The following is a 23,529-nucleotide window of genomic DNA, read 5'->3' as shown; positions in this document are numbered from 1 at the left end:
TGTCGGCATTGCTGACAGCCCCTGATGTTATTTACTGACGCCCCCAACGTGCATTCACAAGGGGGCGCATTCCTGCCCGCAATCCTTCCAGATTCTTTTAAGGCGGTTCACCACGGCATCTGAATACATGTCGTTATTGCGACCTGCCGCAACCAGATTGTTCAACATATCCTTGCTGCGGCTCAGGGCATGTTGAATGGGCGCATAGGCGGGATCTTCCTCCAGCACCACGTTATAGCCATCCATATCCTTGATGCGGTAGCGCAGCGGCACTTTCCAGTTGCGAACACACATGTTGTACAGATAATAATTCAATACAAACAATCCCATGCCGCCGGACTCATCCTTGAAAAGACGGGCATGTTCCTTGCCCTTATTCAGATCCGTATCTTCGTATTCCGAATTGTCGTACTTGCCGCCGTTTACAAAAAAATCATTGGCGTCATAATAGTATTGCGTTAGCCCGGCACAGTTCACGCGTGAGCCGTAATCCCCGTCATCCGCTCCATACAGGCCGTAATCTTCGCTCCAGTAGCCCAGCATGTCTGAAACACATTTGGGGATGATCATGGCGCTTCCCATAAGCGTGGATGTGCAGATGCCAAGTATGCCGTCTTCACTGGTGATCGTGCCTGGATTTTTCACCATGTCATGCGCTTTGAATGTTGGCCCCAGTGTAGAAACAGGGGCCCCGTGCGCCCACAGCCTGAAAAGATTCTCAAGCCAGTGGGGCGTTATGACCGCCATATCGTTGTCGAGCTTCATGTAATAGGGGGCGTCCACAGCGCGCCAGCCGATGTTGCAGGCGCAGGATATGCCCATATTGCGCGGCAGCAGAAAGAGATTGTCGATAATCCCGTCTTTGTGCAGTTCCACCAGCCGATCACGCAGGGATTGCTCGCTGCCGTTATCAACCACCGTAACCGTGAATGAAATGCCGGGCGCAGTTTTGCGCAGGGCCAGCAGCGTCTTCTGCGTAAGATGATACCTGTTAAAAACAGGTATGGTGATGTTTACAACAGGATTGGCCATCTGAACACTCCTGTACCGACAGTGATTCAGAATGATGTGCGGACTTACTCTAGCGAACCTCTTCCATCAACCAGCGGCGTATAAAGGCCAGCCCTGCGGCCCGCGCCTGAGCGCCGAGCCTCTGGGCGTCTTCGCGTATGGCGCGGGGGTCAAAGCCGTTGACGCCAAGTTCGCAGCAATGGCCCACAAGCCATGTTTCCATCAAGGCCGGGTCCATTTCCGCATGAAACTGCAAACCGAGCTGCCCCGGCCCGGGCCGGAAGGCCTGATGCGGCGCGATGGCCGTTGAGGCAAGCAGATCGCTGCCCCGGGGCAGATCAAACGTATCGCCATGCCAGTGCAGCACAGGCGCGCCCGCAAGCTCTGCCAGAGGGCCGCTCAATCCCGCCGGGGTGAGTTCAACCTGGCCCCAGCCAATCTCTTTGGCGGTTCCGGGGTACACGTCAGCATCAAGGGCGCTGGCCATAAGCTGCGCGCCAAGGCAGATACCCAGCAGCGGACGGCCCGAAGCAAGACGGCTCGCCACAAGCACCTTTTCATCGGCAAGGAAGGGATACAAATCTTCCTGATACACGCCAATGGGGCCGCCCAGCACCATGGCAAGGTCGGCATCCTTCCACAGTTCCGGCTCCAGGGGCACAACCCCGGCCTGCACATAGCTGATCGCAAAACCCGCTTCTTCAAGCGGCTGCACAAACACACCCAGATTTTCAAAAGCCACATGCTGAATAGCAACGCAACGCTTCATGCTTTCTCCCGATGCTGAAATACCTTTTACACTGAATGCCATATGGACAAATACGGCAAGCAGCGCTTGCGCCCGCCACTCTGCGGGCATTCTGAACGCCACGGGGGGAAGTTGTACGCGCCCAGGAAACCAACTTCGAGCAGTGCAGCAGAACGTGCACAGGCTCAACATTCCGCAGCGCAGACCCACGGCGCACACGTAATCATACTGCGCCTGTGCTTTTTTGCTGCGTCTACCCGCACAATATTCAGGGCAATTGCAAAACACCTCTGCCCTGAATAAGCCAGGCCAACAGTCTGCACCAGCAATTTTCCATCTCGCATAGTACGCAGCTTGTGGATGAAGTGCAAGAATGCCGCTGCCTGCCCGGCAAAAACATCTTGCTACAAATTTATTTTTTTTGTTACTAAACATTCAGCCACGTCATGACACAGCGGCAACCCCCTCCACCTCAACCAACAGGAACTTTCTATGTGGAAAATTTGCTGCGCCAGCCTTGCTCTGCTGCTCATGTGGGGAACCCAAGCCCAGGCCCATTTCGGCATGGTCATTCCCTCTACCCCCACGGTTGCCGACAAAAAGGACGCCAACGTGCAGTTGGAGATTTCCTTTGTCCACCCCATGGAGATGCAGGGCATGGATATGGCCGCGCCTGCTGCGGCTACCGTCACCCATGACGGAAAAACAGAAGACATCAAGGCAACGCTCAAACCCGCCACGGTGCTGGGCCACAAGGCATGGCAAACCACCTACGGCATCAAAAAGCCCGGCGTGTACCAGTTTGCCGTTGAGCCCGCCCCCTATTTTGAACCTGCGGAAGACAAGTTCATCATCCATTATACCAAGACCGTGGTAGCCGCCTTTGGCGAAGAAGAAGGTTGGGATGCCCCCCTTGGCCTGAAAACGGAAATCGTGCCCCTTACCCGCCCCTTTGCCAACTACACAGGCAATGTATTCCGTGGCCGCGTTCTGCTTGACGGCAAGCCCGTTGCCGGAGCGGACGTGGAAGTGGAGTGCTACAACAAGGGCAAGGCGCACACCGCCCCCAACGATTTTTATGTCACCCAGGTAGTAAAGACCGATGAAAACGGCGTCTTCAGCTATGGCATTCCCTGGGCGGGATGGTGGGGTTTTGCGGCCCTGAACACCTCCGCCGAAAAAATGGAATACAAGGGTGAAGCCAAGGAAGTGGAACTGGGCGCTGTGATGTGGGTGAATTTTGCCGCACCCAAGACCAAGTAATACTGCGCCAAGTATGGCTGCGGCAGGCCGGGCCGGAAATTGCCCCTTCCGGTTCGGCCTCTGCGCCAGCGGCCCCGCAAGGTGAAGCCAGGCAAAGGGCAAGCAAAGGCCCATCAAAGGATTGATCATGCATATTGCCGAAGGCGTTCTTTCCCCTGCCGTGCTTGCCACGGGCTACGCCCTTACCGCCGCCGGTACGGCCCTGGGCTTGAAAAAACTCGACTATGACCGGCTCATGACCGTGGCCATTCTGGCCGCGACTTTTTTTGTGGGTTCGCTTATCCATGTGCCCATCGGCATTACCAGCGCGCATCTTATTCTCAACGGCCTTCTGGGCGTGGTACTCGGATGGGCGGCCTTTCCGGCCATTCTGGCGGCTCTGGCGCTACAGGCGCTACTGTTCCAGTTTGGCGGCCTTGTGGTGCTTGGGGTCAACACCTTCACCATGGGATTTTCAGCTGTTGTGGCGGGTTATGTGTTTCGCGGCCTGTGCCGTGCGTGGCCCACACCAGCAGGGCAAAAAATTGCCGCTTTCTGCGGCGGTGCGCTGGGCGTTTTGGGCGCGGGCCTGCTGACGGCGGTGGCTCTGGCCTCCAGCGATGAAGGCTTTGCCACGGCTGCACGGCTGCTGTTTTTGGCGCATCTGCCCATCATGCTGGCCGAAGGGCTTATCACCATGCTGACCGTAGGTTTTATCGCCAGGGTACGCCCTGAAATGCTGCGTCTGAGCGCGGCCTGAGGCTAGAAGGAGGCTCCATGCTTTCCATTTGTTCGCGCAGGGCATTCTCGCCCACACTGCCCGCACTGTTGTCCACGCTGTTTTTGCTCTTCACGTTGGCATTGCCCCATGCGGCTCAGGCCCACCGAGTCAATATTTTTGCCTGGACAGAAGGGGATCAGGTTGTTGCGGAATGCGGCTTTAACGGCGGCAGCAAGGTCAAGCAGGGACAGGTGGTGGTGTACGATGCTGCCACTGGCGCAAAACTACAGGAAGGCCGCACCGATGATCAGGGCGTGTACCGTTTTCCCGTTCCCGCTGCGGGCAAGGCCCACGGCCTGCGCATTGTCGTCAAGGCTGGTGAAGGCCATCAGAATGAATGGATGATGGATGCCGCCGAACTGACGGCTATCCAGACGCCCACCATACCCGCCAGTGCACCTGAAGCAAAAGACACGGCGCAGGCTGCGGAAAAAACGTCTCCGGCTGCACACGCAGTATCCACGGCAACCCCAGGAGCAAAAGGCGCGGCTGCGCCCACCCCAAGTGCTGTCGGCGTCAGCTCCGGGGAGCTGCAAACCATTGTCAACGCGGCGCTGGACGTCAAGCTTGGACCCATCCGCCGAGAACTTGCCGAAATGCGCGTGTCCCGCCCCAGCTTTTCTGAAATCTTCGGCGGCATCGGCTGGCTGGTGGGTCTGGCGGGCATTGCCCTTTACTTCAAGGGGCGTCGGGGGTAATGGCTGGGAGTGTTTGACCAGCCCTTTGTTCGCCCCTCGCTCATACAGAGCATTGACCCCCGCGTTCGCATGGCCTTCGCAGGGGGGCTTGCGATATGCATATCGCTGCTGCACAGCCTGATCGCGTGCGGCATGGCGCTCACCTTGGGTCTGGCCCTCTTGGCGGCGGCTAATCCACCTGTACGCGCACTGCTGCAACGCCTTGGCGCCACCAATCTCTTCATTGTTTTTCTGTGGTGCGTTACGCCCCTGACCACGCCGGGAACTCCTCTTGCACAATGGGGAATGCTTACAGTGAGCGCTGAAGGCGTGCGCCTTGCGATGCTGGTAAGCATCAAGTCCAATGCCATTGCCTGCGTCTTTCTGGCGCTTGTCGCCACCATGAACGCCCCCACCGCCGGTCATGCTCTGGAGCGGCTGCACTGCCCGCCCAAGCTCGTTTTCCTCTTTCTTTTCACCGCCAGATACGTTCACGTCATCGCCCAGGAATGGCAGACCCTGCTGGTGGCTGCCCGGTTGCGCGGTTTTCGCCCGCGCACCAGCATGCATACCTACCGCACCCTGGCATCCTTGCTGGGCCTGTTGCTGGTGCGCAGCTACGAACGCTCGCTACGGGTGCGCGAAGCCATGGTCTTGCGGGGATTTTCCGGCCATTTCAGATCGGTGACGGTATTCCATGCCCAAAGGGGCGACTGTCTTTTTGCACTGTGCCTGCTGTTGTGCATGGCGGGGATCATCGCGGTTGAATGCCTGGGAGGCCTCAATGTCTGACCACCATCACGATGCTGCCATTTTCAGCCTTGAGGGCATCTGCTTTGCTTACGGGCAGGGCAACTCGCCGCGCGCGGTGTTGTGCGATGTGGATTTTTCACTGCATCCTGGTCAGCGCATCGGCCTCTATGGACCCAACGGAAGCGGAAAGACAACGCTTTTCCGCTGCATCACGGGCTTGGCACGGCCTCAGGCGGGTCAGGTACTATTTCACGGCACCCCCCTCAAGGAAGAAAAGGATTTCTACGATCTGCGCTGCAAGGTGGGCTTTGTGCTGCAACACGCAGAAGATCAGCTCTTTTTCCCCACCGTGCTGGAGGACGTGGCATTTGGCCCTCTGAATCTCGGCTTTTCAGCCGATGATGCCAGAGATTGCGCCCTGGACACCCTGCGCGATCTCGGCCTTGCCGGGTTTGAAAACCGCCTTACCCACCGGCTTTCCGGCGGCGAAAAAAAGCTCGTATCCCTGGCTTCAGTGATGGCCATGAAGCCCGAGGCGCTGCTGCTTGACGAACCCACCAACGGCCTCGACAACGATGCCCGCCAGCGCATCATCGACATTCTGGGCAGCCTGAACACGGCGCGCATAACCATTTCCCATGACTGGGATTTTCTGGCGCAAACATCCACCCAGTACCTCACCATCACCAACAATCAGCTGAGCGCCTGCGCCCCCTCCTTTGCCCATGCCCACATGCACGCCCACCCCTTGGGCAACGAACCCCACGAGCATTAGCCACACACAATTTTTCTGGCGGCAATCTTCAACAATGCAAGGGCAATACGCCCGCAGCTATCTGCTATAAAATAATTTTCCAGCCTGCCGCCTCGCCCCTCCCTTCTGTAACGCCGCGCAGGCGTTGCCCGCTGGCTCGCCTCCGGCAGCCCCGCGTTTTAATTTCCGCACCTAATATCTATTTGTATATATAAAATGATAGTAGCATTCTTTCCTGAACAGTAGTAAGGTCGCGCAGCAATTTATGCTCTGCGTCAGATTCCTATCTTTTGGCACCATATCTTGGCCTCCCAAGGATTGCCATGCGCGAACCCCATCCCAGCCTCCCCCTGCCGCTTATTCAGACGGACACAACCGATGCCGTGCTGGAATGGCGCGTTGCCTCAGACCTCCTCCGCTTCAGCGTTGGGGCCGGGAGGCTGCTTGGCATTGAGGCAAATATTCCTTGCAGCATGGCGGCATTCCTTGACGCATGCCATAAAGATAAAAGGGATATACTCGGACAATCGTTGCAGACGTTTCTCGAAGGCCACATCGGCGCGCATATGGAAATATGCTTCCCCATCAACGGTCTTGTAGCGCGAACCCAGCTTATAACCCTTGCGCGCAACAGTGCAGGGCAGGCAGAGCATGTGGTTGGCTGCATCAGCGCGGTGGAACGTCAGGCGCAGCAGATTTTGCCGTCCGCGCGCTTTTCCATGCAGCACCTTGCCACGCCGCACTCCACACAGGATGCAGCCCGCCTGATGCTGGCGCTCAATGCTTCCGGCGATGGACTGTGGGATTGGGACGCAAATACCAATACCGTCTACTACAGCTCCCGCTACATCGAAATGCTGGGCTACACGGCCGAGACGTTCCCCGCAACGCTACGAAGCTGGGAAGAAAAAATTCATCCGGAAGATTACGCCCATGTGGTGCCCATACAAAAAGACATCATAGCCTCGCCCTCCCACGGAGATACCTTTGAATGCACCTACCGCATGCGCAGGGCAGATAATACCTGGGCCTGGATTCTTGGCCGCGGCAACGTGACGCAGCGCGATGCCAGCGGCAAGGCCACGCGTGTGGTGGGCCTGCATACCGACATCAGCGCAAGCCAGGCCGACAGAGCCCACCTTGAGGACATGGTGCGCAACGACCCGCTTACAGGTTTGCGCAGCCGAACTTTTTTTACCATGACCGTGGACGAACTGGAGCAAAACGCCGTTCGCCCAGTGGGGATAATCGTTGCCGATGTCAACGGCCTGAAAATGATTAACGATTACCTCGGGCACGAAGAGGGCAACACCGTGCTTTGCCAGGCGGCCCTGCTGCTGCGCGGCGGGCTGGATTCCGCAGCCTGCGTGGCACGCATGAGCGGCGATGAATACACCGTGCTGCTGCCCGGATGCGACAGACTGAAGGTTGCCGAGATTTTGCATGAACTCATGCAGCGCTTTGAAAGACACAACAGCCAGCAAAACCGCCCCCCGGTCTTGCTGGCAATGGGTTCCGCCTGCGCAGAAGACATGCAGACCAGCATTGCCAGCGCCATGGTGGATGCAGACCGGGCCATGCTGCGAAACAAACTGACCACAAGGGCTGAGTCGCGCCAGCGCGTTCGGGACTGGATTGAGAGACACACTTTTGCCAAGGTTTCCATGAACGACTGCCGCTATCTGTAATACGCAGCAGGCAGACCGCGCCCCCGCCGCTCTTGACGCAAGGCAGGCTTTGCGCCAGAGTATTTGCATGTCGGACGATAACCCTCCCCCTACGCAGGCCCAGGACTCTGGCATCGGCATCAGCAGGCAATCGCCGCTGGAACAGCCGATAGTTCAGGAGACCGAAAGCGGCCAAAAGTTGTTACAGTTCCTGCAAAGGCGGCTGAACTTGCCCCCCACCCTGCTCCACCGCTGGGTGCGCACTGGACAGGTGCGCATTAACGGCGGCAGATGCAAGCCCTTTGCCCGTGTGCAGACAGGCGACATTGTTCGCCTTCCTCCCTTTGCCTTCAAAATGGCGGAAGAAAGCGCGTCAGAAATGGCCCCCCAGCCGCCGGCGGATACAGTATTTGACCCGCAGCCTGGCGATTCGCCTCCGCTGCCGCCCATGATCGGCACAGACGGTTACCTGTGGGCTTTCAACAAACCCGCAGGCCTGCCAACACATCCCGGCACCGGGCATGACGACAGCCTCAGCTCTCGGCTGGCCGCCTACTTTGCAAACGCGCCCTTCAAGCCCACGCCCGTGCACAGGCTGGACAAGGAAACATCGGGCGTACTGTTGGTGGCTGCCTCGTACGAAGCCCTTGCCAAGGCTCAGGACGCCATACGCGATGGAACGCTGGCCAAGGAATATGTGGTCTGGGTGCAGGGGCGCTGGCCATTTGCCGAAACGCAGATGCTGCGCCACTTTCTGCGCAAGGATACAGCCCAGGGCTACGAAAAGGTGCGCCCGGTCGCGCCCGGCGAGGCCGACAGCCGCGAGGCGTTGTGCATGGTACGCCCCCTGAGGGTGGAACAAGCGCAAAGCCTGCTGCTTGTGCGCCTGCTGACAGGCCGCACGCATCAGATCCGTGTGCAGCTTGCCGTTGTGGGCTATCCTGTGATTGGCGACACCAAGTACGGGCAGGCTGCGCCCACGCGCCGCCATGTGCCGCGCGGGGCCTACGCCCTCCCGGCCCCGGCCCGCATGGGCACTACAGAAAAATCGGCCCCGGAGCCGGAAAATTTGATGCTGCATGCCCTGCGCGTAACCATGCCCTGCGGACACGTGTTTTCATGTCTTCCGCCGTGGTCTGGCACGCATGCCCTTGAGCAGATGCCAGAGCCTGTCGCCGCCATGGCAACCCCGGAACATGGGGACGGGTGCGGGGTCTTCCCTTTGGCGGAACAACGTGCTAAAAATAAATTTTTACGCCAGTAAAACAGTCCTAAAACCCAGCTGTCCTGGCTGCCGCGCGGTCTGCGCGGCACTACACGCCAGACGCCTCAGAGAGCATATGCTCCGGGCGCTTTCTTTTCATCGGAGTGCATGACCGAATGACGGCGCACTCCGCTTCACGCTTGCAATCTCGCCTGGCAAATCCCAGGCGTACACTAAGGTATTCTCATGGCAGATACATTGCCCCGCGTCATTCTGGTGGGTCGCCCCAATGTGGGCAAATCCACCCTGTTCAACAGGCTTATCCGCAGCAATCGGGCCATCACCCATGACCGCCCCGGCGTGACCCGCGACCGTATGGACGGCGTGGTGCGCCGCAAGGACACCCCCGTTTTCGGTATCGTGGACACGGGCGGCATCACCCTTGACGCCCACTCCGCCGTGGTGGAAGGGCCCGAAGGCATTCGCGGCTTTGAGCGCGACATTCTTGCGCAAACCGAGACGGCGCTGATCGGCGCCGCAGCCGTGGCCTTTGTGGTGGATTCGCGCGATGGTCTGCTGCCCCTGGACGAGCATCTTGCAGCCCATGTGCGCCGCAAGGGCCTGCCCACCATCTGCGTGGTCAACAAGGTTGACGGCGTGGAGCGCGAAGATGAGCTCATGGCCGAATTTCACGTTCTGGGCTTTCCGCTGCTTGCGGTTTCCGCCGAGCATGGGCACAACATCACCGCCCTGGTGGAAGATCTGGTAGCTCTGCTGCCGGAAGAAACCTCCACCGAACCGCCCGCGCCGCCGACCCTCAAGCTTGCCATGCTTGGCCGCCCCAATGCGGGCAAATCATCGCTCATCAACGCCATTTCCCGCACTGACCGCATGATTGTTTCCGATGTGGCAGGCACCACGCGCGACAGCGTTGACGTGCGCTTTGCGAGCGGTGGGCGCGACTATGTATTTGTGGACACGGCTGGAGTACGCCGCCGCACCAAGATCAGCGACAGCCTGGAAAAGTATTCCGTCAACTCGGCCATCAAGTCGAGTACCAAGGCCGACGTGACCCTGCTGACACTGGACGCCGCCGAAGGCGTGAGCCAGCAGGACAAGCGCCTCATGGACATGCTGAACACACGCAAAACGCCCTTTATGGTGCTTATCAACAAGTGCGATCTGGCCCCCCGCGACTCTCTGGACAGGCTCAAAAAGAACATATCCGAAATGCTGGCCTTCTGCCCGCATGTGCCGATCCTGAATGTTTCTGCCCTCAAGGGAACCGGCCTGAAAAAGATCCTGCCCCTGGCAACCCAGATTCACGAAGAATGCAGCGTGCGCATTTCTACCGGCAAGCTCAACCGCGCCATGGAAGAAGTGCTCGACAAGCACCAGCCGCCGGTGGTCAAGCGTGTGCGCGCCAAGTTCTTCTACCTGACCCAGGCGGAAACCTCGCCGCCGACCTTTGTGTGCTTTGTGAGCGATGCCACCCGTGTTCCTGAAAGCTATACCCGCTATCTTGAACGCGCGTTGCGCAAAATATTTGGCATCACGCACGCCCCCATGCGCCTGCACCTGCGTTCAAGCCACAAGAAAAAATCTGAAAAATAGCGGCAGGCCTGGCTGAAACCAGGCTGCCCACTGAGCAAAAAAAATCCCCCGGTCAAATCGGGGGACAAAACGTCAGTCTGCAAAAGACGGCAAGCCAAATGAGCCTAGCTAAAAGCGTTTGAATGGCGGAGACGTATAGGGGTCGAACCTACCACAGACCGCAAGGCCTGCCACCGGTTTTGAAGACCGGGCGCCACACCGGTGACGAAACGTCTCCGCATGGGCGCACCATAGGGCAAAAGCCCCTTGCCCGCAATAGGGCAAACTCATTTGGCCTCTGCAGCACAGCAAAAGCAGCAAAGCCCGCAGCACAGTTTGAGCATGCGCAACACGTACCTGGCATGCTGTTTTGACTTCTGAACGTCAAACCTCCATTGCCAAGTGTTTTTTGCGCATTATTATGAACAAGACAAGCGCAGCCGAAACCCTGTTGCCTGAACTGCAAATGCCCACAAACATTTGACACCAGACACATACAGGTAGTAATTTCTTAACTGTGCTGGCCATATATCCGGCCTGGCCGTGCGCCCCCGCGCGCGGAAAACGTAACGGAGGCAGTGTTGAATCAGATAAGTCGCAACCTGATGCTGTGGGCGATAATCGTCCTGGCGATGGTCATGCTTTTCAATATGTTCCAGCAGCCGCAGGGGATCACCCAGCGGGTGCCCTACTCAGATTTTCTCAGTCAGGTGGACAACGGGCAGCTCCTGTCCGTGACCATTCAGGGCCATACCCTCATCGGGCGCACTGCTGACGGCAAAACCGTGCAGTCCTATGCTCCGCAGGACATCGGCCTTGTAAACCGACTTATCGAAAAAAAGGTTGAAATCAAGGCCGAGCCGCCGGAAGAACAACCCTGGTACATGACCCTGCTGGTTTCATGGTTCCCCATGCTGCTGCTGGTGGGCGTGTGGATTTTCTTTATGCGCCAGATGCAGAGCGGTGGCGGCAAGGCCATGAGCTTTGGCCGGTCGCGCGCCCGCCTGCTCAATCAGGACAGCACCCGCGTTACCTTTGCTGACGTGGCTGGTGTTGACGAAGCCAAGGACGAACTTTCGGAAGTTGTGGAATTTCTCTCCAACCCCAAAAAGTTTACCCGCCTTGGCGGGCGCATCCCCAAGGGCGTGTTGCTCGTGGGCCCTCCAGGCACGGGTAAAACCCTTCTGGCCCGCGCCGTTGCTGGCGAGGCCGGGGTGCCGTTCTTCTCCATTTCCGGCTCCGACTTTGTTGAAATGTTTGTGGGCGTGGGCGCTTCGCGCGTTCGCGACCTTTTTGTTCAGGGCAAGAAAAACGCGCCCTGTCTGATATTTATTGACGAAATCGACGCCGTTGGCCGTCAGCGCGGCGCTGGCCTTGGCGGCGGACATGATGAACGCGAACAGACTCTAAACCAGCTGCTTGTGGAAATGGACGGCTTTGAAAGCAATGAAGGCGTTATCCTCATTGCCGCCACCAACCGCCCCGATGTGCTTGACCCGGCCCTGCTGCGTCCTGGCCGTTTTGACCGTCAGGTGATGGTGCCCACGCCCGACCTGCGTGGCCGCCGCCGCATCCTTGAAGTGCACACCAAACGCACGCCTCTTGCTGGCGATGTTGATCTGGAAGTGTTGGCGCGCGGTACACCGGGCTTTTCTGGTGCCGACCTTGAAAACCTGGTCAACGAAGCTGCTCTTCAGGCCGCCAAGCTCAATCAGGATCGCCTGGACATGCAAGATTTCGAGTATGCCAAGGACAAGGTTCTCATGGGCCGCGAACGCCGCAGCCTGATTCTTTCCGAGGAAGAAAAGCGCATCACCGCCTACCACGAAGGCGGTCACGCCCTGGCTGCCCGCCTGCTGCCCGGTTCCGACCCCGTGCACAAGGTTACGATCATTCCGCGTGGCCGCGCCCTCGGCGTGACCATGCAGCTGCCGGAAGAAGACCGCCACGGCTATTCGCGCACCTTCCTGCGCAATAATCTGGTGGTGCTGCTGGGTGGCCGCGTGGCGGAAGAAATTATTTTTGACGATATCACCACTGGTGCCTCCAATGACATCGAACGCGTCACCCGCATGGCCCGCAAAATGGTCTGCGAGTGGGGCATGAGCGAAGCCGTGGGTACACTGGCCATCGGCGAAACCGGCGAAGAAGTTTTTATTGGCCGCGAATGGGTTCAGAACAAGAACTTCAGCGAAGACACGGCACGGCTTGTGGATTCGGAAGTGAAGCGCATTGTGGAAGACGCGCACAGCCGCTGCCGCAAGCTGCTTGAGGAAAATCTGGATGCCCTGCACCGCATTGCCCAGGCCCTTCTTGATCGCGAAACCATCACTGGCGAGGATCTTGAGCTGCTCATGGACAACAAGGAGCTGCCTCCGCTCGACAGCAACGGCAAACCCGTACCCGCCAGCACTGCCGCCAAGGGTGGCAAGGCTGCCAAATCCAGTGCTGAATTTGTAATTGAACCAGATACGGACGCTCAGGCCCCAGAACAGAAGGCAGAGCAGAAGCCGGAGCAGCAATCGGCGCAGGCGGAATCCAAGCCGTCCGAAGCCGAGAGCACTCGGAACAACAGTAAAGAAAATGACCGATAGCATTTGCCCAGCCGCTCTTTCCAGGGGCGCAGATTGGCATATTCTTGGGGGGCGGGCGTTGAAGACGCCCTCCCCCTTTGGCGTCATGGGCATTGTAAATCTGACCCCGGATTCCTTTTATGACGGGGGCCGCCACAATGCCCCGGCACCGGGCCTCAACCATGCGCTGACCCTGCGCAACCAGGGTGCAGATATTCTTGACCTTGGCGCGGAATCGTCGCGGCCCGGAGCCGCGGAATTGCCCCCCCAGCAGGAAACCGAGCGCCTGCTGCCAGTTCTGACAGGACTGCGTCAGGCTGCTCCCGGGGCCGTAATCTCTGTTGATACCTACCATGCCGCCACGGCTGCCGCTGTGCTGGACATGGGGGCTGCCATCATCAATGATATTTCGGCCTGCGCCTTTGATCCCGCCCTGCTGGATGTGCTTGTGCAGTACAAGCCTGGCTATGTGCTGATGCACAGTCAAGGCCGCCCGCAGACCATGCAGCGCGATCCGCGCTACACAGATGTACGCCGTGAAGTGCTGGAATTTTTTGAGCACGAGATGTCGCGTCTGGTGCGGGCGGGCCTGCCGGAAGACCGCATTGTGCTTGACCCCGGCATAGGTTTTGGCAAGACGCTTGAGCACAACCTCACCCTGCTGGCCCACCCGGAAGACTGGCTCGCGCTTGGGCGGCCCGTGCTCATGGCGCTGTCCATGAAATCCGTTTTTGGCGGGCTTCTGGGCCTGCCGCCGCAGGAGCGCGGTCTGGCAACAGCCACGGCCACAGCAATACTGCGCGGCAAGGGCGTGTTCTGGCATAGAGTGCACGATGTTGTTGCGGCCCGTCAGGCCATGACTGTTGCTTTGGCTCTTGAAGCCAACTAAGGATTCAAAACGTCAACGATTGCGAGTCTGCCGGTATGGTGCGATCTTTTTCAACGCGCCCATTCACTGGAATGCTGCTCATCACGTTGGCCTTCAACTTACTTTTGACCTGGGTTTTGATTGACCGCAAACAGCAGATTGAGCGGGTCAAACTTGAGAGCATAGCCCGTTCACAGCGCGATAACCTCCAAAGCGATCTGTTGCGCCTGATATTCAAAACGGAAACTCTGAACGCGCTTGTTATTGACAATAACGGGAACATTCAGGAATTCGAGCGTGTTGCCGCTGCCTTGCGCGATGAAGATACCATTCAGGCCTTTGTGCTCGCCCCCGGCGGCACCATAGACAAGGTGTACCCATATACGCCTGCCAACAGCCTGCTGGTGGGGCAAGATATGCTGGACGGAAATCTGGGCAGCCACGAGGCTGTCACGGCCCGCCACGGCGCCCCCCTGACTCTGGCCGGGCCGATACTGCTCCCCAACGGGGACGCGGCTCTGGTGGGGCGACTTTCCATATTTCTTCCCGATGCTCATGGACTTCCGCGTTATTGGGGTATTGCCGCAATATTGCTGCGTTTTCCTGACGTAATAACAGCCTCGGACCTTTACATGCTGGACAGCATGAATATCGATTTTGGCCTTTGGCGCACATCTCCCCATAAAGGCGGGGCGTTGCTTATTGCTGGCAGTGCAGATTCAGAAAAAGATGCAGGCAGCATAGATATGCCTGTGACAATTCTTAATGCTCACTGGCTGATCCGCATGTCGACGGGCGTTGCGTGGTACAAATCGCTGGAGTCATGGCTCTATGTGGGCACGAGCGTTCTTCTCAGCCTCTTTCTTGCAACTCTTGTTCAAAGGAATCATGATCTTACGCAAATTCGCACCTATCTTGAGGCCATCGCTTATAGAGACGCCCTTACAGGAGCGCTCAACAGACGTGGACTCTTTGAGGAGCTTCAACGGCGCATGGCCGCACCAATTTCAAAAAATTTTACTTTATATTACGTTGACTTAAATAATTTTAAAGGCATTAACGACACCTATGGACATGAGGCGGGCGACCGAGTATTGCAATTCTTCGCAGAGGTTGTTCGCGCACATGCCCCGGTGACGCATATTCTGGGGCGTATGGGCGGCGATGAATTTGTGTTGCTGCTCAACGGCAACCCGTCCAAGGAGAGGGACAAGGCAGCCTTTGCCCGAATGCGCGCCGATCTTGCAAAGGGTTTGCCCGAGCTGAACATACCCGGGCCGATCACGTTCAGTATGGGCAGTGCAGTGTACCCTGATACGGCCCTCACAGTGGATGCGCTGATCTCCTGCGCGGACACTGCCATGTACCAAGATAAGGAACGCGCCAAGGCCCTCGGCTGACAGCGCTGCGGTTGCCCGATACACTTTGCTGCAAGGAACACACCGTGTTTGACCATATTGCCATAGACTGGCGCGATGTAATGGATATAGCCGTGGTCAGCATTCTGCTGTACCAGGTTATCCAGATGCTGCGGGGTTCGCGGGCGCTGACAGTCCTTACGGGGCTGGGCCTGCTTACGCTGCTGTATTTCTTTTCAAACGCTCTCGGCCTGTACACGCTTACCTGGCTGTTGCAGCACATCTTCAGTTCCCTGTTCATTCTCATAGTCGTTATTTTTCAGGCCGACATCCGTCAGGCTCTGGGCGAAATGGGCGCACGGCCTATCTTTCGCCGATCCAACATAAAGAATATCGGCGTGGAAGAAGTGGTGACCGCATGTGTTGAAATGGCCCGGCTGCGGGTGGGCGCACTTATTGTTATTGAGCGCAGCATGCGCCTTGGCGACATGATAAAACGCGAAGGCGTGCGTATTGATGCGCAGCTTTCACGTCAACTGCTCATGAATATTTTTTACCCCAAGGCCCCCCTGCACGATGGCGCAGTAATCATCAGCCGAAGCAGAATCACCGCTGCGGCCTGCATTCTGCCGCTGGCCGAAGCCAAGGGGCAGAACTTCGGCACACGGCACCGCGCGGCACTGGGTATCGCCCGTGAAAGTGATGCTCTGGTCATTGTTGTTTCTGAAGAAAGAGGCGAAATTTCCGTGGCCCTCAAGGATGAGCTGATGCGCGCCCTTGACGCTACCCGCCTCAGGCAGGTGCTTAATGAAATCCTCTGATCCCTCGCGCCGCCCCCCGCACCTGCTCTCCATGCTGCTGGCGATGTTTATCGCCGTGAGTATGTGGTACATGGTCAGCGTTCGCGACAGGCTGGAAGCGCAGATTGAAGTAAACCTCGATTACTTTGGCATCCCCGCCAATCTTGTGGTGACTGACGGCCTCATCAACAAGGCTGTTGTGCGCCTGCGGGGGCCGGAAACTCTGCTGCGCTCGGTCACGCAACGCAAGATCATTCAGGCGGTGGATCTTTCTTCCATAAAAAAAGGCACCACAGTGGTGCCGCTCTCGGCGGAGCATCTTGGCGCGCGTTTCCGCGCTTTTGAGCTCATTGATGTGCAGCCCCCGCGCATTGTGGTCAAGGCCGACAACGTGCAGGAGCGCAGCGTGCCCGTTAAGGCGGTTGTGGATTCGCCCCTGCGCAGCGGCGCCCTGACTGTGGAAAATGTCAGCGTAACCCCGGCCACCGTGGTTTTGCGCGGCCCGGAATCCGTTGTATCCGCCATTGCCAGCGTGCCGCTGACCATCATGCTTGATCCCAAGGCGGCAGGCACAACATCGCAGCAGACCATCACGCTGGACACGCCGGGCATGGTCACGGCCACGCCGCCTTCCGTCAAGGTGCAGTACACCATCACCAGTGGGCGCACCGTCATCTCGCGCCGCTGCAAAGTGGAAATTGCCAAGGAAAGCCGCTTGGCCTATACGGTGAATCCCGATGAAATTGCCGTGCTGGTGGAGGTGCCCGAGGCTCTGGCAAAGAACAGCCATTACCTTGGCGAGATGGAAGTTTCTTTCGTCACGCCTGAGATCCAGCCGGGAGAGAGCGTTAAAACGCCCCTGCACTTCAAACTGCCGGAAGGAATGACTCTCTTGAACCCGGTTACGGAAGAAGTTACGGTAACAAGGAAAAAGAAATAAGCGCCGCCCTTCAGCTGCCGCATCCGGCAGCCTGAACGGAACGCAACCGAGCATTGCCCCTTGCGGCCGGGCACGGCACATACGGCAAAACCCAGCAACAGCGCCCACGAAACGCGTCTGCGTGCTGCAAAAGAATTAGAGGTAAGGAGTTTTCATGGCTGAGCGTCTTTTCGGCACAGACGGACTGCGCGGCACGGTCAACAACTATCCCATGACCGTGGATGTAGCCCTGCGACTTGGTCTGGCGGCGGGTGTGCGCTTTCGGCGCGGCGACCACCAGCACAAGGTGGTCATCGGCAAGGATACGCGCCTTTCAGGCTATATGTTTGAATCTGCGCTCACTTCCGGCCTGTGCGCCGCCGGCATGCACGTGATCATGACCGGCCCGCTGCCCACCCCGGCCATATCCTTTCTTACCCGCAGCATGCGGGCCGACCTCGGGGTGGTTATTTCCGCCTCGCACAACCCCTTTCACGACAACGGCATCAAGTTCTTTGACGCCGATGGCTACAAGCTGCCCGACCTGACTGAAGACGAAATATCGGCCATGGTGCTGGATTCGGACTTCAAATGGCCCTACCCCGAAGCGCGCGGCGTTGGCCGCGCCACCAAGATTGAAGACGCAGGGGGCCGCTATATTGTTTACACCAAGAGCTGCTTCCCTCCCCAGCTGACGCTTTCGGGCCTTCGCATTGTGATTGACTGCGCCAACGGCGCCAGCTACAAAGTTGCCCCTCTGGCTCTTGAAGAACTTGGAGCCGAAGTTTTCCGCATCGGCACAAGCCCTGACGGCACCAACATCAACGAGCACTGCGGCTCGCTCTATCCCGAAGTGGTGGCAGCCAAGGTGCGCGAGGTTCGGGCCGATGTGGGCCTTGCGCTGGACGGCGACGCCGACCGCCTCATTGTTGTGGACGAGCACGGCGACATCATTGACGGCGACCAGCTCATGGCCATGTGCGCCCAGGCCATGATGGCCAGGGGCGAACTGCCGGGCAATCTGCTTGTGGCAACCGCCATGAGCAACATGGCCCTGGAAATTTTTATGAAGGATCACGGCGGTTCGCTGCTGCGCACCAAGGTTGGCGACCGCTACGTTATGGAAGCCATGCGGCGCGAAGGCGCCATGCTGGGCGGCGAGCAGTCGGGCCATCTTATTTTCCACAAGTACAGCACCACTGGCGATGGCCTGCTGGCGGCCCTGCAAATTCTGCGCATCATGCGCGAAAAGGACAAGCCTCTCTCCGAACTGGCAGGCAGGCTCAAACCCTTCCCGCAGAAGCTTATCAACGTGCGGGTGGAAAAACGCCTGCCCTTCGAGGAACGCCCCGCCATTGGCGAGGCTGTTGCCAAGGTCGAGGCGGAACTGGCCGGGCGCGGGCGTGTGCTCTTGCGGTATTCCGGCACGGAATCTCTTTGCCGCGTCATGGTGGAAGGCGAAAACCCCGAAAAGGTCAAAACATTCGCTGAAGATCTGGCCGTTGTGGTTGAGCGCGAGCTGCGCTGATTTGACTGTTGAACTTCGCGGCGGCACTCCCGGATCGGGCAGGTACTGCTTGCAGTATGGCTGCTATCCGTTTATTGCTTACATCGGTTTGCCGCTAGTAAAAATTGTTTTGTCTACCCCCCTTGGAGGCATGCATGAAGGATATTCGTAAAGTCGTCATTCCCGTGGCCGGATGGGGCACCCGTTCCTTGCCTGCAACAAAGAATATTCCCAAGGAAATGCTGCCCATCTACAACAAGCCCGTTATCCAGTATGTGGTTGAAGAAGCGCAGCGCGCCAATATCGAAGACGTGATTTTCGTCACCAACCGCGACAAGACGGTTATTGAAGACCACTTTGACTACAACCTCCAGCTTGAGGCCGTGCTTGAACGCGCTGGCAAGCTCGATAAGCTGGCTGAAGTGCGCAAGGTGGCCGAGATGGTCAACATCATGTCCGTGAGGCAGAAGCGCCAGCTTGGCCTTGGGCATGCGGTGCTGTGCGCGCGCGAACTTGTGCGTGATGATCCATTTGCCATCATGGTGGGCGATGACCTCATGTTTGGCGGCGCTCCCGGCATCGGCCAGCTCATTGAAGTGGCAATGGCCGAAAAAATGCCGATCATCGGCGTGATGGAAGTACCGTGGGAGAAGGTCAGCCGCTACGGTATCATTGATGGCGACGAAGTGACCCCCGGCGTGTTCCGCGTCAAAAACATGGTGGAAAAACCCGCCCGTGAAGACGCTCCCTCGCGCATGGCTATTGTTGGCCGTTATGTACTCACGCCTGATATTTTTGACTATCTTGAAAAGGTCGAACCCGGTCACGGCGGCGAAATCCAGCTCACTGACGCACTCCAGGCCATGGCACAGGAAAGGGGCATGATGGCTGTGCGCATGTCCGGCATGCGCTTTGACGCTGGCGACTGGGCGGAATTTCTCACCGCCAACATCTACTTTGCCCTTCAGGACGAAGAACTGCGCTACGATCTGCTCAAGCTGCTCAAGAATTTTGTGCAGTTCCATTAAAACCCGCTGCGCATACGTATTGCCCCAAGCCTCCTCTGGTTCGCCAGAGGAGGCTTGCCATTGGGGCCGTATTACGTAACTCTGCCCTACATGTACGCCACAGTCGCCCTGCTCACTCCGCCCTACGCCAGCCTTACCTACACGCTGCCGCCCGAATTTCCCGCCGATTTCTGGCAGCCCGGATTGCGCGTGGCCGTGCCGCTGGGCCGGGGCGAGCGCACCGCCCTGCGCGCCGCAGTGCTTTTGCGCGTCAGCCCAACCGCCGATGTGCCGGAAGGCGTTGACTGCAAAAGCCTTGGCTGGCCGCTGGAAAACGCCCCCCTGCTCCCCGCTGTGCTGCTGGAACTGGCTGAAGATCTGGCCCGCCGTCAGGGGCTGCACCCCGGTCATATTCTGGGGCATGTGCTGCCACAGGGCCTGCGCCTTGCGCGGGTGCGGCTGCGCAATATTGAATCGGGCAAGGCTGTAGCCTGGACTCTGTCCCGCATCCGCGAAGCTCTGCCAGAACAGCGTCAGGCGCTCGCAGCGGCCCTTTGCAAGGGCACGGCCCGCATGCTGCCCCCCGGCACAGACGCCGCCAGTGAAGAATTTTGCCTGCTGCGCGTTGATCCGCCCTGGCCTGTGCGGCCTTCGGCCAAACGCCAGATCGAAGTTCTGGACTATCTGCACCAGCACGGCAGCGTGAGCCGCAGGCGGCTGGTGCAATCCCTTGGGCAGGCCGTCACACCAGCCCTCCATACCCTGCTGGAAGCCGGGCACGTCAACCTTGCGCGCGATAACGGCGTTGACGATGATGACGCCCTGGACGCCACAGAGCAAAGCCTGTTGCCGCCCCCGCCTGCCCCCTTTACCCTCAACGATGAGCAGGCACGTGCGCTTGAAAGCATGCTGGAAGCCCTGCGGGCAGACGAGGCTTCCTCCCGCCTACTCTTTGGCGTGACCGGCAGCGGCAAAACAGCAGTATACCTTGAACTTGCCAAGGCCTGCCTTGCGGCGGGCAAAAGCGTCATGCTGCTCGCACCCGAGGTGGCGCTGGCCCACAAACTGCGGCGAGATGCCACCTGCGCGCTGCCCGATGCTCCGTTATTTTTCTACCACGGCTACCAGTCGCCCGCACGGCGGGAAGCGACCTTTCGCCAGATGGCGCAAAGCGACACCCCCTGCATCGTCGTGGGTACGCGTTCGGCACTGTTTCTGCCTGTGCCGCATCTGAACTGCATTGTGCTTGATGAAGAGCACGACGGCTCTTTCAAGCAGGACGAAAGCCTGGCCTATCAGGCCAAGGAAGTGGCGTGGTTCCGTGTTGCCCAGGCAAAGGGGCTGCTGGTGCTTGGTTCTGCCACACCAGACCTCAAAACCTTTTATGCGGCTGAAAACGGCCACCTGCCTATCCTGCGGCTGCCGCACCGCGTGGGCGGACGCGAACTGCCGCCGGTCGAGCTGGTGGACATCAGCTCCCTCGCGCCCGGCTCAACCAGCATGGACGGCCTGCTGGCCCCACAAAGCGAAGCCGCACTGCGCGAGACCATTGAACGCGGCGAGCAGGCCGTGGTGCTGCTGAACAGGCGCGGCTACGCCCCCCTGATGTACTGCCTTGACTGCAACCGCACCCTGCGCTGCCCGCACTGCGAAATTGGGCTCACCTACCACAAGGGGCTGGAAAAACTCGTCTGCCACTATTGCGGCTATAGCCGTCCCTTTCCCTCGCCTTGCCCAGAGTGCGGGGGCATGAACTTTTTGCCCATGGGCGAAGGCACGGAACGCTTGGCCGAGCGCCTGAGCGTACTGGCCGGGGGGCCAGTGCTGCGGCTTGACAGGGACAGCACCCGCAGGCCTGGACGCATGGAAGAAATCCTTGCGGCCTTTTCCCGGCAGGAGGCCCCCATACTGGTGGGTACGCAAATGCTCTCCAAGGGGCATCATTTTCCGCTGGTGACGCTGGCCGTCATCGCGGATGCTGACCTTGGCCTGAATCTGCCGGACTACCGCGCCGCCGAGCGCACATTCCAATTGCTGGTGCAGTCTGCCGGGCGCGCGGGCAGGGGCGACAAGCCGGGTCGGGTGCTTATCCAGACGCGTGATGTGGAGCACTACTGCTGGCAGTACGTGCGCACCGCAGACTATGAGGGCTTTTATCAGGCTGAGCTTGCCAAACGGCGACTGCGTCGTTACCCGCCCTTTGTGCGTCTGGCGCTCATTCGCATATCCTACGCCCTGAACGAACAGGGCGGCCCCCCTGCTCTCAACGATCTGGCTCAGGCGCTGCGCGGCAAGGCTGCGGAACTGGGCGTGCAGCTTCTTGGCCCCGCTCCTGCCCCACTGTCCCTGCTGCGTGGACGCAAACGTTTTACATGCTTGGTAAAAGGGCAGGACTGGCAGGCGCTGCGCTCGCTCTATTTCTTTGCTTTGTCACAAAAAGCTTCAAGACACTTGCGACTTTTCCTTGACCTTGATCCGATAAATATGTTGTGACAGCCCATTACTGTTGTCGAGGGCGGCCATACAGCCGCGTCCGTTTCTGCGACATCGCAACCGTACCAGCGTGCTAAGGTATGCCGGGATGGGCTGTTGTGCGCTTTTTTTGCATCTTAGTGGAGGGGTGATGAAGGTTTTTCGTGCTGTATGTCTGGCGCTGGCTCTGGTGGCCTGCTGCGCGCCCGTAGCCTGGGGCGAAGGTTTCGCCCTGAATGAATGGAGCGCCAGAGGTGTGTCCCTGGCTGGCGGCATGGTGGGCCGCGCTGATGATGTTTCGGCCATTGCCTATAATGCCGCTGGCATCACGCAACTGCCCGGCACGCGCATGATGGGCGGCTTTGCCCTCATCAGCCCCTCAGGCGGCATAACCACCAATGCTGGCAGCCGCCAGACCGATACCTACACAAAACCCGCGCTCTGGAATGCTCCGCATGCCTATCTGAGCCATCAGCTCAGCGACAACGCTTGGGTCGGTCTGGGCGTTTTTTCGCGTTTCGGCCTTGGCAACAGTTATGCGGGCGACTGGGCGGGCAGGTACAATGTCTATGACATCGGCGTGCAGACCATTTCCTTCGTGCCTACCCTTGCCATCAAGCTCAACGATACAGTTTCCTTCTCCGTAGGCGTGGAAGCCATGAACGCCCACATGTACATGGGCAACAAGATTCCTACCTACAACAACGGCAAAAAATTTGACAACGACATGCAGATCGAGGGCAACGGCTGGGGTTACGGCGCTCACCTTGGCCTGCACATGCACCTCAACGACCAGTGGTCGGTTGGCCTGTCCTACAAGAGCCAGGTGACCATGAACATCAATGGCGATGTGGAATTCGCCTATCAGGGCGACAACGCCATCAGCGCCACCAAACACCTGCCCGAGGCCAGAAACTGTGGCGCAAACACCGTGCTTCAGTTGCCAGACTCGGCCGCGCTGGGCGTTACCTACAAGCCGCTGGACAATCTGAGCTTTGAAGTGGGCACGGTCTGGACCCGCTGGTCCACCTACAATGCCCTGAATATCTATATGGATAACGGTTACAGTTCCATCAATAACAAAGAATGGCGCGACGGCTGGAACTTCAACGGCAGCGTGGAATACAAGCCCCTTGACTGGTGGACCCTGCGCGCAGGTTTTTCTTATGAGACGCCCGTGGTCAATGAAAGCCACGCCGACTTCATGATCCCCACCAATGGCCGCAAAACGCTCAGCGTGGGCACCGGCTTTAACTGGAATAACTGGACTGTGGATCTCGCGTACTCCCACTTGTGGATCAATTCGCTTGACTACGGCAACACCGATGCCAAGGGCATATCACCCGATGTGGGCATTACGGGCGGCAACTCCAAGGATGTGTCTGCAAACATCTACATGCTTTCAGTGGGTTACACCTTCTAAAAAGCCACATTGCCCAAATACGCGCAGCTGTTGTTGCGTAGGCGGCGAGCGTTTGCCGCAAAAACATATGAACCCGGTTGTTAAAAAAACAGCCGGGTTTTTCTTTTTTGTACAGAGTACATTCTGTTTTCAGCCGAATCAGCACGTTGCAACAAACTGTTTTGAAATATTA

20 protein-coding genes and 1 tRNA gene are annotated in these 23,529 nt (G+C 58.5%); 17 read left to right on the top strand and 4 right to left on the bottom strand.

All coding sequences use genetic code 11. The features are described from left to right. Positions 1-54 precede the first annotated feature (54 nt). Together ACUZ9P_RS09280 and ACUZ9P_RS09275 are read right to left on the bottom strand one after the other, a co-directional pair. Positions 55-1,032, bottom strand: coding sequence for a glycosyltransferase (locus ACUZ9P_RS09280; protein ID WP_449249490.1), 978 nt, complete (start codon positions 1,030-1,032; stop codon positions 55-57). A 49-nt stretch (positions 1,033-1,081) separates the two neighbouring features. Then, a complete protein-coding gene (locus ACUZ9P_RS09275; protein ID WP_449249489.1) occupies positions 1,082-1,780 on the bottom strand; it encodes a glutamine amidotransferase in 699 nt (232 codons plus the stop codon). Between the two features lie 471 nt (positions 1,781-2,251). On the opposite strand from ACUZ9P_RS09275, the gene ACUZ9P_RS09270 reads away from it, so the two are divergent. The 8 genes from ACUZ9P_RS09270 (at position 2,252) to der (ending at position 10,451) form a co-directional block, all read left to right on the top strand. Beyond that, positions 2,252-3,022, top strand: a complete 771-nt coding sequence (locus ACUZ9P_RS09270) for a DUF4198 domain-containing protein (protein ID WP_192111359.1) — start codon at positions 2,252-2,254, stop codon at positions 3,020-3,022. Between the two features lie 127 nt (positions 3,023-3,149). Then, a complete protein-coding gene (gene cbiM / locus ACUZ9P_RS09265) occupies positions 3,150-3,761 on the top strand; it encodes a cobalt transporter CbiM (RefSeq protein WP_449249488.1) in 612 nt (203 codons plus the stop codon). A gap of 17 nt (positions 3,762-3,778) precedes the next feature. Beyond that, complete coding sequence (locus ACUZ9P_RS09260; protein ID WP_449249487.1) at positions 3,779-4,480, top strand: cobalamin biosynthesis protein CbiL; 702 nt, start codon at positions 3,779-3,781, stop codon at positions 4,478-4,480. A gap of 9 nt (positions 4,481-4,489) precedes the next feature. Then, entirely contained in the window at positions 4,490-5,251 is a 762-nt protein-coding gene (gene cbiQ, locus ACUZ9P_RS09255) for a cobalt ECF transporter T component CbiQ (protein ID WP_449249486.1), read from the top strand. Next, a complete protein-coding gene (locus ACUZ9P_RS09250; protein WP_449249485.1) occupies positions 5,244-5,987 on the top strand; it encodes an energy-coupling factor ABC transporter ATP-binding protein in 744 nt (247 codons plus the stop codon). The genes cbiQ and ACUZ9P_RS09250 overlap by 8 nt, the downstream gene beginning before the upstream one ends. A 302-nt stretch (positions 5,988-6,289) precedes the next feature. Beyond that, positions 6,290-7,654 carry a diguanylate cyclase domain-containing protein gene (locus ACUZ9P_RS09245; protein WP_449249484.1) on the top strand — a complete coding sequence of 455 codons (1,365 nt, stop codon included), beginning with the start codon at positions 6,290-6,292 and terminating at the stop codon, positions 7,652-7,654. Positions 7,655-7,721: 67 nt separating this feature from the next. After that, the gene (locus tag ACUZ9P_RS09240; protein WP_449249482.1) at positions 7,722-8,897 is read left to right on the top strand and encodes a pseudouridine synthase; all 1,176 of its coding nucleotides are present in this window, start codon (positions 7,722-7,724) and stop codon (positions 8,895-8,897) included. A 186-nt stretch (positions 8,898-9,083) separates the two neighbouring features. Further along, positions 9,084-10,451 carry a ribosome biogenesis GTPase Der gene (der, locus tag ACUZ9P_RS09235; RefSeq protein ID WP_449249481.1) on the top strand — a complete coding sequence of 456 codons (1,368 nt, stop codon included), beginning with the start codon at positions 9,084-9,086 and terminating at the stop codon, positions 10,449-10,451. A 123-nt stretch (positions 10,452-10,574) separates the two neighbouring features. Here der and ACUZ9P_RS09230 read toward each other — a convergent pair. After that, positions 10,575-10,668 (bottom strand) — tRNA-Sec (locus ACUZ9P_RS09230). Between the two features lie 343 nt (positions 10,669-11,011). Here ACUZ9P_RS09230 and ftsH point away from each other — a divergent pair. Beyond that, a complete protein-coding gene (gene ftsH / locus ACUZ9P_RS09225; RefSeq protein WP_449249480.1) occupies positions 11,012-13,024 on the top strand; it encodes an ATP-dependent zinc metalloprotease FtsH in 2,013 nt (670 codons plus the stop codon). Beyond that, positions 13,014-13,892, top strand: a complete 879-nt coding sequence (folP, locus tag ACUZ9P_RS09220) for a dihydropteroate synthase (RefSeq protein WP_298993033.1) — start codon at positions 13,014-13,016, stop codon at positions 13,890-13,892. The genes ftsH and folP overlap by 11 nt, the downstream gene beginning before the upstream one ends. A 170-nt stretch (positions 13,893-14,062) precedes the next feature. On the opposite strand, the gene ACUZ9P_RS09215 is transcribed toward folP, so the two are convergent. Then, positions 14,063-14,335, bottom strand: a complete 273-nt coding sequence (locus ACUZ9P_RS09215; RefSeq protein WP_449249479.1) for a hypothetical protein — start codon at positions 14,333-14,335, stop codon at positions 14,063-14,065. Positions 14,336-14,503: 168 nt separating this feature from the next. Here ACUZ9P_RS09215 and ACUZ9P_RS09210 point away from each other — a divergent pair, with 168 nt between their 5' ends. The 7 genes from ACUZ9P_RS09210 to ACUZ9P_RS09180 all read left to right on the top strand — a co-directional run bounded on the left by ACUZ9P_RS09210 (position 14,504) and on the right by ACUZ9P_RS09180 (position 23,357). Further along, complete coding sequence (locus ACUZ9P_RS09210) at positions 14,504-15,271, top strand: GGDEF domain-containing protein (protein ID WP_449249478.1); 768 nt, start codon at positions 14,504-14,506, stop codon at positions 15,269-15,271. A 44-nt stretch (positions 15,272-15,315) separates the two neighbouring features. After that, entirely contained in the window at positions 15,316-16,050 is a 735-nt protein-coding gene (gene cdaA, locus ACUZ9P_RS09205; protein ID WP_449249477.1) for a diadenylate cyclase CdaA, read from the top strand. After that, complete coding sequence (locus tag ACUZ9P_RS09200) at positions 16,037-16,969, top strand: CdaR family protein (protein ID WP_449249476.1); 933 nt, start codon at positions 16,037-16,039, stop codon at positions 16,967-16,969. The genes cdaA and ACUZ9P_RS09200 overlap by 14 nt, the downstream gene beginning before the upstream one ends. A 154-nt stretch (positions 16,970-17,123) precedes the next feature. Then, positions 17,124-18,476 (top strand): phosphoglucosamine mutase, encoded by a 1,353-nt coding sequence (glmM, locus tag ACUZ9P_RS09195; protein WP_192111350.1) that lies wholly within the window; start codon positions 17,124-17,126, stop codon positions 18,474-18,476. A 134-nt stretch (positions 18,477-18,610) separates the two neighbouring features. Continuing rightward, positions 18,611-19,483: a UTP--glucose-1-phosphate uridylyltransferase GalU gene (gene galU, locus ACUZ9P_RS09190; protein WP_298993046.1), complete on the top strand. Its 873-nt coding sequence runs from the start codon at positions 18,611-18,613 to the stop codon at positions 19,481-19,483. A 90-nt stretch (positions 19,484-19,573) separates the two neighbouring features. Continuing rightward, on the top strand, positions 19,574-21,955 hold the full coding sequence (priA, locus tag ACUZ9P_RS09185) for a replication restart helicase PriA (RefSeq protein ID WP_449250249.1): 2,382 nt from the start codon (positions 19,574-19,576) through the stop codon (positions 21,953-21,955). Between the two features lie 130 nt (positions 21,956-22,085). After that, the gene (locus ACUZ9P_RS09180) at positions 22,086-23,357 is read left to right on the top strand and encodes an OmpP1/FadL family transporter (protein WP_449249475.1); all 1,272 of its coding nucleotides are present in this window, start codon (positions 22,086-22,088) and stop codon (positions 23,355-23,357) included. Positions 23,358-23,529: the final 172 nt, after the last annotated feature.

The sequence above is a fragment of the Desulfovibrio intestinivivus genome (assembly GCF_053570665.1).
The sequence above is the reverse complement of the archived record's forward strand: the minus strand, read 5'-3'. Positions and strand labels throughout refer to the sequence as shown.

Bases quoted from the DNA above. Each gene is read 5' to 3' on its own strand.
- ACUZ9P_RS09280 (WP_449249490.1), bottom strand. From the start codon at position 1,032: ATGGCCAATCCTGTTGTAAACATCACCATACCTGTTTTTAACAGGTAT.
- ACUZ9P_RS09275 (WP_449249489.1), bottom strand. From the start codon at position 1,780: ATGAAGCGTTGCGTTGCTATTCAGCATGTGGCTTTTGAAAATCTGGGT.
- ACUZ9P_RS09270 (WP_192111359.1), top strand. From the start codon at position 2,252: ATGTGGAAAATTTGCTGCGCCAGCCTTGCTCTGCTGCTCATGTGGGGA.
- cbiM (WP_449249488.1), top strand. From the start codon at position 3,150: ATGCATATTGCCGAAGGCGTTCTTTCCCCTGCCGTGCTTGCCACGGGC.
- ACUZ9P_RS09260 (WP_449249487.1), top strand. From the start codon at position 3,779: ATGCTTTCCATTTGTTCGCGCAGGGCATTCTCGCCCACACTGCCCGCA.
- ACUZ9P_RS09250 (WP_449249485.1), top strand. From the start codon at position 5,244: ATGTCTGACCACCATCACGATGCTGCCATTTTCAGCCTTGAGGGCATC.
- ACUZ9P_RS09245 (WP_449249484.1), top strand. From the start codon at position 6,290: ATGCGCGAACCCCATCCCAGCCTCCCCCTGCCGCTTATTCAGACGGAC.
- ACUZ9P_RS09240 (WP_449249482.1), top strand. From the start codon at position 7,722: ATGTCGGACGATAACCCTCCCCCTACGCAGGCCCAGGACTCTGGCATC.
- der (WP_449249481.1), top strand. From the start codon at position 9,084: ATGGCAGATACATTGCCCCGCGTCATTCTGGTGGGTCGCCCCAATGTG.
- folP (WP_298993033.1), top strand. From the start codon at position 13,014: ATGACCGATAGCATTTGCCCAGCCGCTCTTTCCAGGGGCGCAGATTGG.
- ACUZ9P_RS09210 (WP_449249478.1), top strand. From the start codon at position 14,504: ATGCTGGACAGCATGAATATCGATTTTGGCCTTTGGCGCACATCTCCC.
- ACUZ9P_RS09200 (WP_449249476.1), top strand. From the start codon at position 16,037: ATGAAATCCTCTGATCCCTCGCGCCGCCCCCCGCACCTGCTCTCCATG.
- glmM (WP_192111350.1), top strand. From the start codon at position 17,124: ATGGCTGAGCGTCTTTTCGGCACAGACGGACTGCGCGGCACGGTCAAC.
- galU (WP_298993046.1), top strand. From the start codon at position 18,611: ATGAAGGATATTCGTAAAGTCGTCATTCCCGTGGCCGGATGGGGCACC.
- priA (WP_449250249.1), top strand. From the start codon at position 19,574: ATGTACGCCACAGTCGCCCTGCTCACTCCGCCCTACGCCAGCCTTACC.
- ACUZ9P_RS09180 (WP_449249475.1), top strand. From the start codon at position 22,086: ATGAAGGTTTTTCGTGCTGTATGTCTGGCGCTGGCTCTGGTGGCCTGC.